Raw genomic sequence first — 15,492 nt, 5'->3', positions numbered from 1 at the left:
TCATCATAGCCTTATGAATTTGTGATGGTTTTGAAAGGGATGGTTCTTGTGTTATTGCAACTTGGCACAACACAAACATTAAAAAAACAACTGAACTTGTCTGAAGCAACTGTTATTGACCAACGACCAATTGCTGCTTATCACGCTTTACTTGTTCAAGCAACAGATCAAGAAATTCTTGAAAAAATTAAAGCTAGTCACTTACCAGTGCCAACTTTTATTATTGACGTTTCAGACTCCCCCGAACCTCCCTGGTATGGTGTTACTTTACAAAATCAACAACTAACTCCAAATACAATTAAGCAAATCAATGTAGCTGCTAAAAATTATGAAGCAGCGCAAATTCCCCCGTTTCTACGGGATTTATTAGATTACAGTGAACGCAATCCTATTAGTTTTGCAACACCAGGGCATCATGCTGGCGAATACGATGACTTGGCACCTGCTGGTTATCTATTTAAGCAGTCTTATGGTCAAACGTTCTTTAGTAGTGATACCAGCGATGTCTTAACAGAATTAGGCGACATGTTAACACACGGCGGAACGCCTCTAACTGCCGAACAAGCTGCCGCTAAGATTTGGCATGCAGATAAAACTTATTTTGTGACGAACGGGACCACTGGTAGTAATAACATCTGTGCTTCAGCAATTCTAAGCCCTGGTGACTTAGTCTTATTTGATCGAAATAATCATAAGTCACTTTATAATGGTGCGTTGGTTATGAACGGTGCTATTCCAATTTACTTAGATACACTACGTAATGATTTAGGTTTAATTGGTCCGGTTAGCCTACAAGACGTCAATGAGGACAATCTGCGGCAATGGATTGCTAAAGTTGCGCCAGAAAAAGCTAACGAGCCACATCCATTCCGCCTTGCCGTAATGGAACTAGAAACTTTTGACGGCTTAGTGCCAAACGTTAAAACCTTACTAGATAAATTTGGTCATTTAACAGACTACATGTTGTTTGACGCTGCTTGGGGTGGTTATGAGCCATTCAGTCCGTTAACCAAGGATATGGATCCACTACAATTACCATTAACAGCAGAGGATCCTGGTATCTTAGTCACTCAATCTGTTCATAAACAACAGTCCGGCTTTGGTCAAACTTCCCAGATTCATAAAAAAGACAGTCATATCAAAGGTCAAGCCCGTTATGTCTCTCACGCTCAATTTAATCATGCCTATTTAAAACACGTTACCACCAGTTACTCCTATCCAGTTTATGCCTCACTAGTTGTTAACGTTGCTTTAAATCAAGGGAAATTTGGTGAACATATCTGGCAAGATGCCTTAGCTGCTTCCATTCGTTTTCGAAAACAGGTGCAAGGTCTTAAACTATTTAAGACCTTTAATTCGCCAGAACTCTTACAACATGATTTGACAGAAATCACGACTAATCCCCAATTATGGCAATTAGATCCTGGTGAGTCATGGCACTCTTTTCCTGATTTACAAGATCAACAAGCTTATTTAGACCCCTTTAAAGTCACCGTTACCCTACCTCGTACTAAAGAACTAGGGATTTGTGGTTGGGTTGTTGACCGATATTTACTCGATCATGGTATCGTCCCAGAAAAAGCCGATCCAAATTCAATGCTCTTTCTTGTCACTCCTGGTTCAAATGATCAAGACTGGCAAGCCTTATTTAAGGTCTTACAAGAATTTGAAGCCGACTATTTTGCTAATAAACAAGTCAGTGAGGTTTTGCCAAAATTAATTGCTGAAACCGGCTCGCGTTATTTAGGCATGACGCTACCAGAACTCTGCCAGCAATTATCTGACTTTTTCATTGAACAGAATTTAGTGATCAATCAACGCGCCCTCTTCACTGGTTCACGTATGCGTAAAACCGATTTAACGCCCGCTCAAGCCGATTTAAACTTTGTTAAGGGCAATTATGAGTCAATCCCATTAACCGCCTGCCTAGGCCGCATAGCCGTCGAAGGCGCATTGCCTTATCCTCCCGGAATTTTCGTGGTTGTTCCTGGTGAAGCTTGGCACCAAACCGCAATTGACTACTTTGAAACCCTCTTTACAGCAATTCAACAATTTCCAGGCTTTACGCCAGAAATTCAAGGTGTTCATACTGCAGCAGATGGCTCACCGGTCGTCAATGTTGTTAAAAATAAATAAATAATACAAAAATCCCGTGAGAAATATTTCCCACGGGATTTTTACTTTTAAATTAGAACGCTGGCAACTAACATAATCAAAATCAAGCCAACCACCATCGCTAATAATTTCCAAACAAATTTAATCCATTTATCAAAACCAATGCCGACCATTGATAATGAAACTAAAATTAAACCAGTTGGTGCAACTAAGCCGATTAAACCTTGACCCCAGTTATAAGCGTTAATCACAATTGAACGATCAATGCCAACAACATCAGCTAAAGGTGCCATGATTGGCATAGACAATACAGCTAAGCCTGATGAAGATTGGATGAATAAGCCCAAAATACAGTAGACAAAGAACAACACGATAATGAAGAGTACGTTGTTCATACCACTAATCAAGACACTAAAGAAGTTCATGATGGTATCACTAACAAAGCTTGTTTCCATAACAATCCCAACCGAACGGGCAATACCAACAGTTAGTGCAACCCCAATTAAGTCTGCCGCACCTGAAACAAAACTATCCACAAAGACTTTTTCTTTTAAGCCTGAAATAAGTGCTAAGACATAAACCACACCTAAGAAGACTACTGAAATTTCTGTAAAGTACCAGCCTAATTGTTGCACACCATAAATCATGATTAAGAAACCACAGGCAAAGGCTAATAACGTAATCTTTTGACGACGCGTAAATTCACTATTGTTGTTGTTTTTAACTTTAAATTGATCCAATTGTTTCTGATCAATTGCATTATAAACCAAAGATGATTCAGGATCTTTACGAACTTTTTCAGCGTAACGAATAGTGTAAAACATCGACAATCCAACTGCTAAAACCCACATCAATAAACGAATTGGTAAACCATCAGTAAAACTAATACCAGCCGCGTTAGAGGCAATAACAGTTGAAAACGGATTGATGGTAGAACTCATTGTCCCAATCGCGGTTCCTAAATAGATCGTCGCCACCGCCGTCAGCGCATCATACCCAGCCATTAAGAAGATAGGGACTAAGATTGGATAGAACGCTAATGTCTCTTCCGCTAAACCGAACGTTGTCCCACCTAAGGCAATCAAAGCCATAATGATGACAATCAACCATTGTTGCTTACCATTTAATTTTTTAGATAGACGTAACATTCCGGCATTCATGGCACCAGTTTGATTGACGATACCAATCACGCCACCTAGAATCAGAATGAAGACCATGATGTCAACACTATCGGTAATACCATTAACTTGCGCAGTTAAGAATTGATTGATGGTGCCAAAAACACCGCGTTTAGGTTTCTTAATTCGTTCATACGAATTAGGAATAGCGACAGGCTTGTATAAAGTTCCGTCTTTGAACTTTTTAACATCAATTTTAATCTTGTACTTATTTAAGACAGCTTGTGTAGCAGGTTCTGTCGTTTTCTTATCTTTAGCATCTGTCACAACAAACTCGTTTTTGCCCGAATCATAACTTAACGTACTATATTTACCAGATGGTATGAAAAAAGTTAGCGCTTGGACGAGTAATAAAACTATAATAATGACCGTATACGCGGTCGGAAACTGAAATTTCTTCTTCTCTTTCATCGTTTCTTCTCCTCAAATTTATTTAATAATTGCTTAATACCTCACAATAAGATTACCATAGAAAACCTTAACAGAAAATACCAAAAAGCCCTATCAGCATTAGATAACGCTCATTTTTAATTTGCTATTAAAAAAGAACGAAACCAATCTGGCCTCGGTCTTTGTCCAAATCATTTTAATTTAAGGTATTCATTACTTTTGATCGTAAAAAGTATATTGAGCTGCTTGAATAATCCCTAATTTAACATGAGCGTAGGTTAAGCCACCTTGCATGTAAATTGTATATGGTGGGCGAATTGGACCATCACCAGAAAACTCAACCGTTGAACCAGCAACAAACGTCCCACCAGCCATAATAACTTGATCTTCATAGCCAGCCATTTGTTCAGGAATTGGTTGAACAAATGAATCAACAGGTGAAGCCATTTGAATGGCTTGAGCAAAGTGCACCATATCTTTTTCGTTGCCAAAGTTTACTTTTTGAATCAAGTCAGTTCGTGGGGCATCCCATTTAGGTGAAACATCAAGTCCCATTTCTTCTAATAATGCTGCTTCAAAAATAGCACCCTTAATTGCATTTCCTGTTGTTTGTGGTGAAATAAAGAACCCTTGGTACATATCCATTAATTGACCGTATGTCGCACCTTCTTCGCCACCAATACCAGGAACAGTCACGCGATAGCTAACGCGCTCGATTAAATCTTTCTTACCAACGATATAACCACCAGTTTTCGCAAAACCGCCACCAGCATTTTTAAATAAAGAACCAGCCATTAAATCAACGCCAACATCAAGTGGCTCTTTAGTTTCGGAGAATTCACCATAAGCATTATCTGCAAAAATCCAAACATCAGGATTGATTTTACGTACTTCTTCAACCATGACCTTGATTTGGTCAACTGTAAAGGAATCGCGAGTAGCATAACCGCAAGAACGTTGAATGGCCACAACTTTAGTTTTGTCAGTCATTTTTGCTTTCACACCGGCAAAATCAACTGAATCGTCTGCTAATAAATCGACATAGTCAACGCCGATACCATATTCCTTAGGACTACCGATACCATTACCTGCTAATCCCAATACTTCTTGTAAAGTATCATAAGGTTCACCCGTGATATACAAAATATCATCGCCGGGACGAACCAAGCCTAACAAAGCCGTACCGATTGCATGCGTTCCTGAAACAAATTGTGGACGAACTAAAGCATCTTCGCCACCAAGAACATCTGCATAAATTTCTTCTAGTTTATCGCGACCTTCATCATTGTGACCATAACCTGTTGAGCCATATAAATCACTTTCGGCAACATTATGAGCTTGGAATGATTTCAAAACACGATCTTGATTTTCTAAAATTTGCTCATCGATTTCAGCTAAACGCGGTGCAATCTTTTGATCAGCTTTAGCAACTGCTGCTAATAAATCTGGTTGAATATTATCTTTCCAACTCATGCGTAATTCTCCTTTAACTATGACGACATTTATTTAATAAGATTTTAAAACTTCACTAATTAGTATACTCAACTTTAAGACTAACGACAAATTAACGTTGAATGCGCCATTATTTAGATGACTTAGATTTTATAAAGTTTGTTCATAAGCAGCAATCGACTTATCAAGATAATCAAACACTTGCTTTTCAGTTAAAACTTTTAATGGTTGCTGTTGATCTTTAAAGTCAGCCACCAGATCCTGGACAAGTGCCGGCAAAAATCGCGGCTCAATTTCTTGAATAGGATAATCTAGTTGATAGGTAAAGGTTGGCGGTGTTAGTTGGAAATGATCGCGTAAAATCGCGTTAAAACTATGAAAATCCTGATAATGTTGATCGACGTATTGATCACGTTCAATTGATCCGAACGGCCATTGACGCGCTTGCTGATTAATAGGCCCTTGTAACCAAACTTCATCAGCAATTAAATGACAATAATAACCTTGGACAAACTCATCATTCCAGTAACGTTGGTACTGTTGGGCAAAACGTTGCAACTTAATATCGCCAAAGCCATGTTCATCTCGTTCAATAAAATGTGAGACATCTTTAGGAACAGCCATGTTTTTTTGAACATCAGGCGCAATAGCACCTAGTAAAAACGAATCAGAGAAATGGTAACGTTTGGCAAGTGTTCTGCCAATAACATAATGCATCATTCGTGAACCCATTATATTACTCCTTTCTTCCTTAATTTAATCGACGGTGGATAAAAAATCATAATCTTTTCTTTATTGTGCTATTTTTTTAGCATCATCGCAAATCTCAAATATTAGTTTTAAAAGAGTTTAATGATTAAAACTAACAAAAGTTGTGAGTGTTCTCATTTTGCGTTACACTAACCTACTACTCTGAAAGGAGATTTTTTATGACAACCTTACGCTTTTTAAATGGATTAACCACAATTGGTGGCAATATCGTCGAATTTGCTCAAGGCGATTCACGTGTCATCATGGATTTTGGCGTTGCTTCAGACTTTGAAGATGAAACTGTTGAACAAGCCATGGCGGATCATGACTTACCGCACCTTCCAGAACTATTTTTACCCGACCAACCTTCAAAATATCAACACCAGGCTATTTTTATCTCCCATCTCCACATCGATCACATGGGTGCATTACAATATCTTCAAAATCATGACATTCCGATTTACTTATCAAACGATGCCAAAAAGTTATATGATGTTTTAATCACTACTGGTCAGGAAACACCGGTGACAAACTTACACGGCTTGGCTGACGATGAGACCGTGACAATTGGTTCACTCAACGTAACCGCTATGCTTAGCGATCACGACACTGTTGGACCAATGGCATTTTTAATTGACGATGGTCATCATCAATTCTTACATTCTGGTGATGTTCGGCTTAATGGACCACATCAAGATCGCGTTGTCCGCTGGTCTGACCGTGTGACTAAAAAGTTACTCGTTTATTTAACTGAAGCAACAACGTACAGCTTTACAACTGAACAACCACAAGTTATTGCAACTAGTCAGTCTGAACCAACCTATCGTGAACAAGACTTAGTACCATTATTGCAACAATACATTACCAAGACAGACGATGTTTTAATTATTAATCCATATGAACGAAATGTGGAACGCTTAATTAACTTCAATCAAGCTGCTCTCAATGCTGGTCGTCCAATTGTTTGGGAAGCAAACTTTGCTAATACTATTCGCGCTTTTGCACCCGATGCTGAAATTTACCAACTAGTCGATGAAAAAAATGATAGCACTAACGACTATCAATGGCATTGGCAAGATTTAGTAACTGAATTAAAAAAACATCCGCGCCATTTTATTTTGCATAATTCTTGGTCACAGCACCAACGTCTTGATCAGTTTAGTCACGGCACTTATCTCCATGCTAATGGTGAACCTTTAGGCGATTATGATGCTAACTTTGCAAAATTACAAACACAGCTCAAACAAGCGCAAATTAAATTTATCCCAATGGGCGCTAGCGGTCATGCCACTAAACAAGAAATTTTTGACCTTGCTAAAAAGGTTAGTGCTCGTTATACTGTTGCCTGGCATAGTTTCAAGCCAGAAATATTAGCCGATCAATTAATAACAACTAATACTGAAGCCTGGTTGCCTGAGCTAGATCTTTATTATGAATTTGATTGATCAAAATAATTACAAGAAAACCATACTCAATTCTTTTATGAAAGAATCGAGTATGGTTTTTATTAATCAATACTTTTTTGTAATTAACTTATATTTATTAAAAATAGTGTTCCAACCAGTCGAACTTAAAAGAATAATAATAGGCAAGTACTGAATTAAATATCTTGATCTTCCACCTTCAAAAATAAGTAAATATAAAAAGATGCCAATAATAGTTAACTTTAAAATCAGTATTTTTGTAGAATTATTGTTCTTAGGAACACATAACATTCCAAATAGAATTACTACCCAAATAATTTGCATATAAAAACGTATATTATTTGAAAGAGCGCCTTGTTGATAATAAAGTGATCGCAAAAGATTAGTAACTCGTTCAGAATTATTATCAGGATATTTCTGAGGAGTGCCATCTCTGCCCCATCCAAAATCTCCCCGATCGGTATTATTAAAATGTTTTATAATTAAAAATTTTACGTACCCAGATATCCTATATTCTTTTAACTGTTCTTTAATTTGATGAAGATTATACTTGTTTCTATCCTTAGGAGTTTTAAGCACCTCATTCATTTGTGTTTCTTTGGAGTTATATCCACCAGTTCCTCTCATTCCCATAGATATGAACAAGCTTACAGGCTTTGACTGGTTTTGATCATAATTAATGACATTTTGTTTTTGTACAAATAAATTAAAACTAAAGATCATTATTAGTACAGAAAAAAAAGTAATCGCAATATTTCGAATTTTATTTTTTATTTCGTAGTTCTTATTTATTATCAATTTTAAAAAATAAATAATAAAAAATGAAACCACATAAATTATGGATGAAGGCTTTATTAAATAAGAAATACCAATAAAAATTCCTAAAAACAAAAGATTTGGAAGAGAAAAACTTTTGTTTAGAACAATTTTTGAATAGAAAAAGAAAACTATGGATGTTAATAAAACCATCAATGTATCAGAATACGGAACTTGTATCCACGGGGACAACACAAACCAAAAAATATAAAGATACACGGAAATATAAGCAATTCTTTTATTAAAAAGATTATCAGCTGCTTTATACAAAAAGAATATTGATAAATCAATGAAAAATATATTCAATAGTTGAAAATAGATCCAACTAGACGCTTGAATATCAACTAGCTTTACCGCTTTTGCATATCCATAAAGTAAAAAAAATAAAAATTGATTATTCGGATTAAGTGACAGATATCTACTTATTGCACCCCTATTAAATAAATTATTAATTATGCCTCCAACGTCCCATCCAATCGGAGTGGATATCTTCGATAAAATATAAAACTGTAAAATTGGAATTACTAAAATAATGATGAATGTAATAATTTTAATATTGCGTAAAAAAAGTCTAATTAATTTTGTTAATAATGCTCTACTTCTATCAAAAGAAAAAATTAGACAGAAACAGATCAGTGCCAAAATTAACTTACTTGATATCAAGTTAATATTGAAATTTGTAGCACGCAATGCGCCAAACATTGTAACAATAATTAAAACAATGTAAAAATTATTAATTTGCTGAAAAAGAAAATGGGATATTTTTTTCATGCATTTCCCTTCCTTAATCATTTTTATTTTTATCTTGTTGATCTGTTTCACGCACAATATAGATTGGTCGCTTCTTTGTTTCCGTAAAAATTTTGCCGATATATTTCCCGATGATACCCAGACAAAGCAACTGAATACCACCGATAAATAAAAAGATGCAAACTAAGGAAGGCCAACCACTGGTCGGATCGCCATAAGCAATTGTTCTAAAAATAATAATCAGCATTGCAATAACTGAGCCGATACAGGATAAGGCGCCAACAAACGAAGCAATATTTAAAGGCGCATCAGAAAAGTTAACAATGCCATCAATTGAATAAGAAAACAACTTCCAAAAGCTCCAACTCGTCGTGCCCGCAACACGTTCACGGTTTTCGTATTCTAAATATACGGTATTAAAACCAACCCAAGTAAATAAACCCTTAGAAAAGCGATTCACTTCTTTTAATTCTAAAATAGCGTCCAACATTTGCCGGGTCATTAATCTAAAATCACGTGCACCATCAACCATTTCCGTTTGACCAATTCGATTAATAATTCGGTAGAACATTTTGGCAAAAAAACTTCTAATTTTAGGTTCCCCGGTTCGTGTAACGCGACGGGTGCCGACACAATCAATTTGCGGATCTTGAATTTTCGCATACATTTCAATCAATAATTCTGGCGGATCCTGTAAATCCACATCCATCATCGTAATATAGTCACCATGGGTATGACTCAATCCTGCGTAAAGTGCGGCTTCCTTACCAAAATTACGTGAAAATGAAAGATAATGAACGTTTGAGCGATCATGCGCCAATTTGCGCAATTCAACAAGCGTCTGATCACAAGACCCATCATCAACAAAGACATATTCAAAATCTAACGGTAACTTATTTCTAACTTGCTCCATTGCAGCATAAAATAAAGGAATCGATTCCTGCTCATTGAAACAAGGAACAACCACTGATAATAATTCACTCATATAATTCCACCTAAAAAATCAATAACTTCTTTAATAATTACAGTATACAATAATTATTAGGTATATGTGCGCAAATTATTAAAGCTTACTATTCCTAGCATACTTAGCTTCAACTTCAGCCTTTTCAGCCTGCCACCAATCTTGATGATTCGTGTACCAGTCGATGGTATGTTGTAAACCTTCACTAAAATCAGTGAATTCTGGTTGCCAACCCAATTCTTCACGAAGTTTAGTTGAATCAATCGCATAACGCAAGTCATGACCAGGACGATCTTTTACGATATCATAAGCATCTTTCGGTTGACCCATGGCTTCAAGAATCATTTTCAAAACCGTGATGTTATCTTTTTCACCATCGGCGCCAATTAAATAAGTCTCACCAATCTTACCTTCAGTTAAAATTAACCAAACGGCCCGAGAATGATCGTTAGTATGAATCCAATCACGGACATTCTTACCACTACCATATAGCTTAGGCCGAATACCCGATAAAATATTCGTCACCTGGCGAGGAATAAACTTCTCAATATGTTGGTAAGGGCCATAATTATTGGAGCAGTTAGAGATGGTAGCTCGTAATCCAAAAGTCCGCACCCAAGCACGGACTAACATATCCGCACTGGCCTTAGATGATGAGTAAGGGCTACTTGGTTTATAGGGTGAGTCTGGTGTAAATTTCTCACCCACACCTTCGCCATGACCTGGCAAATCTTCACGTAAAGGTAAATCACCATAAACTTCATCAGTCGAAACTTGATGATAACGAACATCATATTTACGACAAGCTTGTAGCAATGTATAAGTACCCACAATGTTAGTCTGAATAAATGGTGCCGGATCAAGAATTGAATTATCATTATGACTTTCGGCAGCGTAGTGAACAACAGCGTCAGCCTGACTAACCAGTTGATCAACTAATTCAGCGTCGCAAACGTCACCCACGACTAATTTAACGCGATCTTCAGGAAGACCAGCTAGATTAGCTTTATTCCCAGCATAAGTCAACTTATCTAACACGGTGACATGGACTTCAGGATGTTCATTAACTACATAATGAATAAAGTTACTGCCGATGAAGCCGGCACCACCGGTAACAATAATATTTTTCATAATCGTCCTTTTCAAATAATAAAACACTTCAAATATAAAGATACTCTTCATTATAAGACATTACCTTGCTTACAAACGAATCCAACTGTATAATTAGGCTATATTAAATTCATTTTGAAAGTGTGAAGAATATGACAAAAGCGTTGGTAACCGGCGGTGCCGGTTTTATTGGCTCTAACTTAATTGAGGAACTAATCAAAACAATGGATGAAATCATCGTTGTAGATGATTTATCAATGGGTCTTAAAAGTAACCTTCCTGACTCAGATAAAATTACATTTTATCAAGAAAGTATCACCAACTATGATTTTATGAAAGAATTACTTGTCTCTAAAAAGCCTGATTACATCTACTTACTAGCTGCTGTAGCTAGTGTTGCTGATTCCGTAGCCCGTCCTTTAGAAACACATGAAATTAATCAGAATGCTAATTTATTTATTTTAGAGACAATTCGTACCAATAATTTACCTGTTAAAAAGATTTTATTTGCTTCTTCTGCGGCTGTTTATGGCGATGATCCTGAATTACCAAAACAAGAAAGCTCACAGATTAAGCCATTAACACCTTATGCAATCGATAAATTTGCAACAGAACGTTTCGTTGTTGATTATGGTCAATTATATGGTCTTAACACCGTCTGTGTCCGTTTCTTCAACGTGTATGGTCCAAAACAAAATCCTAAATCACCATACTCGGGTGTCCTTTCAATTATTAGCGATGCTATTAGCCAAAACAAAACTTTCACGTTATTCGGTGATGGTTCACAAACTCGTGATTTCGTCTTTGTTGGTGATGTGATTCAAGCCCTATTATTACTAATGCGTACACCTGAGGCTATGCATGATGTTTACAATGTAGCCACTGGTAAAACTACCAGCTTAAAAGATGTCATTAAAGCCTACGAAAATATTGCCGGTAAAAAGTTGAACGTTGAATATAAAGACGCTCGTGATGGCGATATTAAAGATTCTGCTGCTGATATGACTAAGCTTTCTAATCTTGGTTACAAACCGCAATATGATATTCAAAGCGGCTTGAATGTTTATTGGCAATCATTGGCTAAGTAAGAGGTCAGCTTTTGAAAATCTATCAAAACTTTAAAAAATTTCTTGAACAACGTGGTTGGTGGAAAATTTTCACCTACCTTTTTTTTGGTGGTTTAACCACAGTCGTTAACATTATCGTATTTGCTATTTGCCATGGTATCTTTTCTTGGAATTGGCAAATTTCTAATAGTCTTGCTTGGTTACTGTCCGTTTTATTTGCTTTTGTAACCAATAAACTGTGGGTCTTTCATTCTAAAACTGCTACTTGGTGTGCGCTCACCTGGGAATTTAACAAATTTATCATCGCCCGTGTTGCTTCATATGTCATTGACATGGGCTGTATGTATCTATTCATTAATTTGTTGAGTACTAATGATCTTGTCGCTAAAGTTATTACCCAAGTCGTGGTTGTCGTAATTAATTATTTCTTGAGTAAAATAATTATATTTAGAGGAAATTAATAATATGAAAATACGAAATCTTTTAAAATGGTTTTTCGCTTCAATACTCATAGCAACTAATTACATCTTTATTATTTTTAGTTTTAGATCAAACCCACTTTCTAATATTTTAAATGGACACGATTCATCAATGTTTATGTATTTCGGGAAAGGAATGAACCACGGACTTATTCCTTACAACGACATGTTTGATCATAAGGGCATCGTTTTATTTTGGATTCAACAATTTGCAAATTTTATTGGCCAAGGTAATGACTCTCTTGGCATTTGGATTGTGGAATCAATCTTTTATGCATTAACACTTTTATTTCTTTTTAAAACTGCTTATTTGCTATCAAAAAATCCGATAATATCTAGTCTTTCTATATTGTTGTTAACTGGTCCTGAACTAGTTGCTTTAGATAGTGGTAATTATTCAGAAGAGTTTGCTCTAACTTTTATTTCATTAGCACTATATCTATTTACAAAATTAATTCTTCGAAATAAAAACAATGTAATTGATCTCATCTTAATTGGAATTACGGGTGGATTAACGTTTTTTATACGCTCAAATATGATTGCATTGTGGATAGTTTTCTGTCTCTATCTATTAATTAAGGGACTTATCGATAAAAACTATAAAAATTTAATCAGACAAATTATATACATTTTTCTTGGCGGATTAGTTGTATGTCTTTTTGTCGTATTATATTCCATATTAGTTGGTAACTTGAGTGAAATGATATATCAAACCTGGACGTTGAATATCACATACTCTCAAGCTTCAACACCATTTGAAGAATGGCAGACTACAAAATCATTTTTTAACTTTATGTCAAATTCTGGTATTTGGACGTTCCTGACATTATTTATTCTATATTTATTAATAAGGTTTAACAGAATAAATAATCGTAGATTTAAAGAGTATTATATTTGTTTATTAATATATCTGATTATTAATTTTATAACTGTTATTTTATCGGGCAGATACTATACTCATTATTTTATAACGATGTTTCCGCCGATAATAGTAGCCGTTTGTATCTTAATAAATGGAATTAGTACACTAATAAGCAAGAAACATATAAAGATATTAGCATATTTGACAATTTTACTTCTCCCTTATAATTATGCATACCAGGCTATACAACAACACACTTTTCATGTCATTACTGCAACTCCAAATCAATATTTTAATTCTTTAGATGTTGAACAAGCAGCATATATAAAGTCACATACTAAAGAGAGTGATAGGATATATGTACATTGTCTTCAAGCTAATATATATTTATTATCTAATCGTTTTTCATTTTCACGCTTTTTTGTTCTTCCCTCCCTAGACTATCGTGATTATCCAAATTTACGACAAGAATTTACCAATGACCTTGCTCAAAAACCACCAAAATATATCGTAATTCGTAAAATGACATTTGAACAAGATAATCCTAACAATTTTAAAATTGATAAATCATTAATTAATTTTACTAAAAAGAACTATATCGTAGTTCCTAAATTTAAAAACTCTGAAAATATTTTGCTTAAGTACAATGGCTATTAGTTAATTTGAATCTAAAAAAGGGGTAAAATTAATTTTTTGAAGTGAACCCCTGATGTTGGACCAATTCCAATATCAGGGGTTTTCTTATGTCTAAATTTTCTAAAAATTTTAAAGTTCGTGTAGTCAAAGATTATCTGATATCTTTGCTTAGTTACACATTAATTACCAGAAAATACAGCATTAAAAGCAAAGTAACAGTCATGAAATAGGTTAAACGCCATGAAACCTTTAGCCCAAAAGTCCTGGATATTAGACGTCCACAAAAGGTTTACGCTGGCACTTTCAAGCTAGATGTTCTAAACTGGTTAAAATTAAACAAGACCTCGCTTTATGAAACAGCCCTACATTTCAATCTTTCTAAACCTTCGACTATTTGATCTTGGCAACGAAAATGGCATCTAAAGGGCCGGAGAACCCTGTTTCAAACTAAAGGATGACCGACGATCATAACAGCTAAAAAAAGAAGAAAGATTCCAAAAAATCCGAATTAGAAAGTCTAGAAAAAGAAAATGAACTCTTAAAAATAGGGAATGATTATTTAAAAAAATTGTGAGCCCTAGTTTAACCACAACTAGACAAAGGATACAAATCGTCACGGAATTGAGGTAGAAATATCCTCTCGTAAAATTGAAAGTCGTTAAACTGGCCAAGAGCACCTATTTTTATATGATTAAGGTCACTTTAAAGATGATTGATGAAGATGCCATTCTTAAACTTAAAGCCCAACGGAATGGCTCAAGTGCTGGATATCGTCAGATTACTGATCAGTTACATGAACTTATTTTTTAAGTTAATCACAAAAATTTTGCGTTTAATACGTGAATTAAGTCTTCTTTCAAACACTTATAATAAGAGAGCACATAAGTACAACTCATACCAAGTATTGTTGGTACCCTGACAAAGAATCGATTAAATCGCCGTTTTAATACAGATCTTTCCTACCAGAAACTTACGACTGATATCACAGAAGTTTGTTGGGGAAACAAATCAACTGTATAATTCACCACAAACGTTCCTACATCGGGAATTAAATAAATTCCGAAAAATCCCGAACAACTATTCATTCAGAGCAAAGATTTCAATATCAAAATCCACATTGGATTCGTATTTTAAAGCAAAACAAGCTTTTCAAAGCAAGTTCCGTAGGAAAAAGTATTTAGATAATGCGGCCATGAAAAGTTTTTTCCATATTTTAAAGACCGAGATTTATAACCAAAAAAGCCCAATACCCTGGAAGAATTAACTTCCGAGATATCGAGCTGGATACACTATTATAATCACACAAGATGCAAAAGAAAACTGAGTGATAAGAGCTCGATAAATTACCGAACGCTTACCACCTAGAAAGTTGCTTAAAGCCTCATCCAATATTTAGGATTCCCTTAATTACATCTTTTTTAGATTCAAACTGATTATTAACGAATACCGCGCTTATCCATCCAATATGTCTTGCCATTAGTTAATCTCAATTTAACCCA

At 35.4% G+C, this 15,492-nt stretch carries 13 protein-coding genes; 7 read left to right on the top strand and 6 right to left on the bottom strand.

The window, feature by feature from the left end:
- Positions 1–48 precede the first annotated feature (48 nt).
- The gene (locus tag FC84_RS01465) at positions 49–2,136 is read left to right on the top strand and encodes an Orn/Lys/Arg family decarboxylase (RefSeq protein WP_057754288.1); all 2,088 of its coding nucleotides are present in this window, start codon (positions 49–51) and stop codon (positions 2,134–2,136) included.
- 47 nt (positions 2,137–2,183) lie between these two features.
- Here the strand turns inward: FC84_RS01465 and FC84_RS01460 are convergent, their stop codons facing one another.
- The 3 genes from FC84_RS01460 to FC84_RS01450 form a co-directional block, all read right to left on the bottom strand.
- Positions 2,184–3,704, bottom strand: a complete 1,521-nt coding sequence (locus tag FC84_RS01460) for a YfcC family protein (RefSeq protein WP_057754283.1) — start codon at positions 3,702–3,704, stop codon at positions 2,184–2,186.
- A gap of 192 nt (positions 3,705–3,896) precedes the next feature.
- Positions 3,897–5,156, bottom strand: coding sequence for a methionine gamma-lyase family protein (locus FC84_RS01455; protein ID WP_057754280.1), 1,260 nt, complete (start codon positions 5,154–5,156; stop codon positions 3,897–3,899).
- 129 nt (positions 5,157–5,285) lie between these two features.
- The gene (locus FC84_RS01450) at positions 5,286–5,867 is read right to left on the bottom strand and encodes a hypothetical protein (RefSeq protein WP_057754277.1); all 582 of its coding nucleotides are present in this window, start codon (positions 5,865–5,867) and stop codon (positions 5,286–5,288) included.
- A 197-nt stretch (positions 5,868–6,064) separates the two neighbouring features.
- Between FC84_RS01450 and FC84_RS01445 the strand changes: the two genes are divergently transcribed.
- Complete coding sequence (locus FC84_RS01445) at positions 6,065–7,330, top strand: MBL fold metallo-hydrolase (protein ID WP_057754274.1); 1,266 nt, start codon at positions 6,065–6,067, stop codon at positions 7,328–7,330.
- A 66-nt stretch (positions 7,331–7,396) separates the two neighbouring features.
- Here the strand turns inward: FC84_RS01445 and FC84_RS01440 are convergent, their stop codons facing one another.
- The 3 genes from FC84_RS01440 to rfbB form a co-directional block, all read right to left on the bottom strand.
- Positions 7,397–8,896 carry a glycosyltransferase family 39 protein gene (locus FC84_RS01440; RefSeq protein ID WP_057754271.1) on the bottom strand — a complete coding sequence of 500 codons (1,500 nt, stop codon included), beginning with the start codon at positions 8,894–8,896 and terminating at the stop codon, positions 7,397–7,399.
- 13 nt (positions 8,897–8,909) lie between these two features.
- Positions 8,910–9,860 (bottom strand): glycosyltransferase family 2 protein, encoded by a 951-nt coding sequence (locus tag FC84_RS01435; protein ID WP_057754268.1) that lies wholly within the window; start codon positions 9,858–9,860, stop codon positions 8,910–8,912.
- A 78-nt stretch (positions 9,861–9,938) separates the two neighbouring features.
- Positions 9,939–10,970, bottom strand: coding sequence for a dTDP-glucose 4,6-dehydratase (rfbB, locus tag FC84_RS01430; RefSeq protein ID WP_057754265.1), 1,032 nt, complete (start codon positions 10,968–10,970; stop codon positions 9,939–9,941).
- A gap of 131 nt (positions 10,971–11,101) precedes the next feature.
- On the opposite strand from rfbB, the gene FC84_RS01425 reads away from it, so the two are divergent.
- The 5 genes from FC84_RS01425 (at position 11,102) to FC84_RS09175 (ending at position 15,358) form a co-directional block, all read left to right on the top strand.
- Positions 11,102–12,037, top strand: a complete 936-nt coding sequence (locus FC84_RS01425; protein WP_057754263.1) for an NAD-dependent epimerase/dehydratase family protein — start codon at positions 11,102–11,104, stop codon at positions 12,035–12,037.
- Positions 12,038–12,048: 11 nt separating this feature from the next.
- Positions 12,049–12,477: a GtrA family protein gene (locus tag FC84_RS01420; RefSeq protein WP_057754261.1), complete on the top strand. Its 429-nt coding sequence runs from the start codon at positions 12,049–12,051 to the stop codon at positions 12,475–12,477.
- A 4-nt stretch (positions 12,478–12,481) separates the two neighbouring features.
- Entirely contained in the window at positions 12,482–14,014 is a 1,533-nt protein-coding gene (locus FC84_RS01415) for a glycosyltransferase family 39 protein (protein ID WP_057754258.1), read from the top strand.
- A gap of 666 nt (positions 14,015–14,680) precedes the next feature.
- Entirely contained in the window at positions 14,681–14,803 is a 123-nt protein-coding gene (locus FC84_RS09115; RefSeq protein WP_263970759.1) for a hypothetical protein, read from the top strand.
- Positions 14,804–15,244: 441 nt separating this feature from the next.
- A complete protein-coding gene (locus FC84_RS09175) occupies positions 15,245–15,358 on the top strand; it encodes an IS3 family transposase (protein ID WP_083479495.1) in 114 nt (37 codons plus the stop codon).
- The last annotated feature ends 134 nt before the right edge of the window (positions 15,359–15,492 follow it).

Source organism: Lapidilactobacillus dextrinicus DSM 20335 (assembly GCF_001436095.1).
GTDB lineage: Bacteria > Bacillota > Bacilli > Lactobacillales > Lactobacillaceae > Lapidilactobacillus > Lapidilactobacillus dextrinicus.
This window is presented reverse-complemented; position numbering and strand designations above follow the sequence as displayed.

What these genes read in the sequence shown, in the direction of transcription:
- FC84_RS01460 (WP_057754283.1), bottom strand. Translation starts at nt 3,704, where the DNA reads ATGAAAGAGAAGAAGAAATTTCAGTTTCCGACCGCGTATACGGTCATT.
- FC84_RS01455 (WP_057754280.1), bottom strand. Translation starts at nt 5,156, where the DNA reads ATGAGTTGGAAAGATAATATTCAACCAGATTTATTAGCAGCAGTTGCT.
- FC84_RS01450 (WP_057754277.1), bottom strand. Translation starts at nt 5,867, where the DNA reads ATGGGTTCACGAATGATGCATTATGTTATTGGCAGAACACTTGCCAAA.
- FC84_RS01445 (WP_057754274.1), top strand. Translation starts at nt 6,065, where the DNA reads ATGACAACCTTACGCTTTTTAAATGGATTAACCACAATTGGTGGCAAT.
- FC84_RS01440 (WP_057754271.1), bottom strand. Translation starts at nt 8,896, where the DNA reads ATGAAAAAAATATCCCATTTTCTTTTTCAGCAAATTAATAATTTTTAC.
- FC84_RS01435 (WP_057754268.1), bottom strand. Translation starts at nt 9,860, where the DNA reads ATGAGTGAATTATTATCAGTGGTTGTTCCTTGTTTCAATGAGCAGGAA.
- rfbB (WP_057754265.1), bottom strand. Translation starts at nt 10,970, where the DNA reads ATGAAAAATATTATTGTTACCGGTGGTGCCGGCTTCATCGGCAGTAAC.
- FC84_RS01425 (WP_057754263.1), top strand. Translation starts at nt 11,102, where the DNA reads ATGACAAAAGCGTTGGTAACCGGCGGTGCCGGTTTTATTGGCTCTAAC.
- FC84_RS01415 (WP_057754258.1), top strand. Translation starts at nt 12,482, where the DNA reads ATGAAAATACGAAATCTTTTAAAATGGTTTTTCGCTTCAATACTCATA.
- FC84_RS09115 (WP_263970759.1), top strand. Translation starts at nt 14,681, where the DNA reads ATGATTAAGGTCACTTTAAAGATGATTGATGAAGATGCCATTCTTAAA.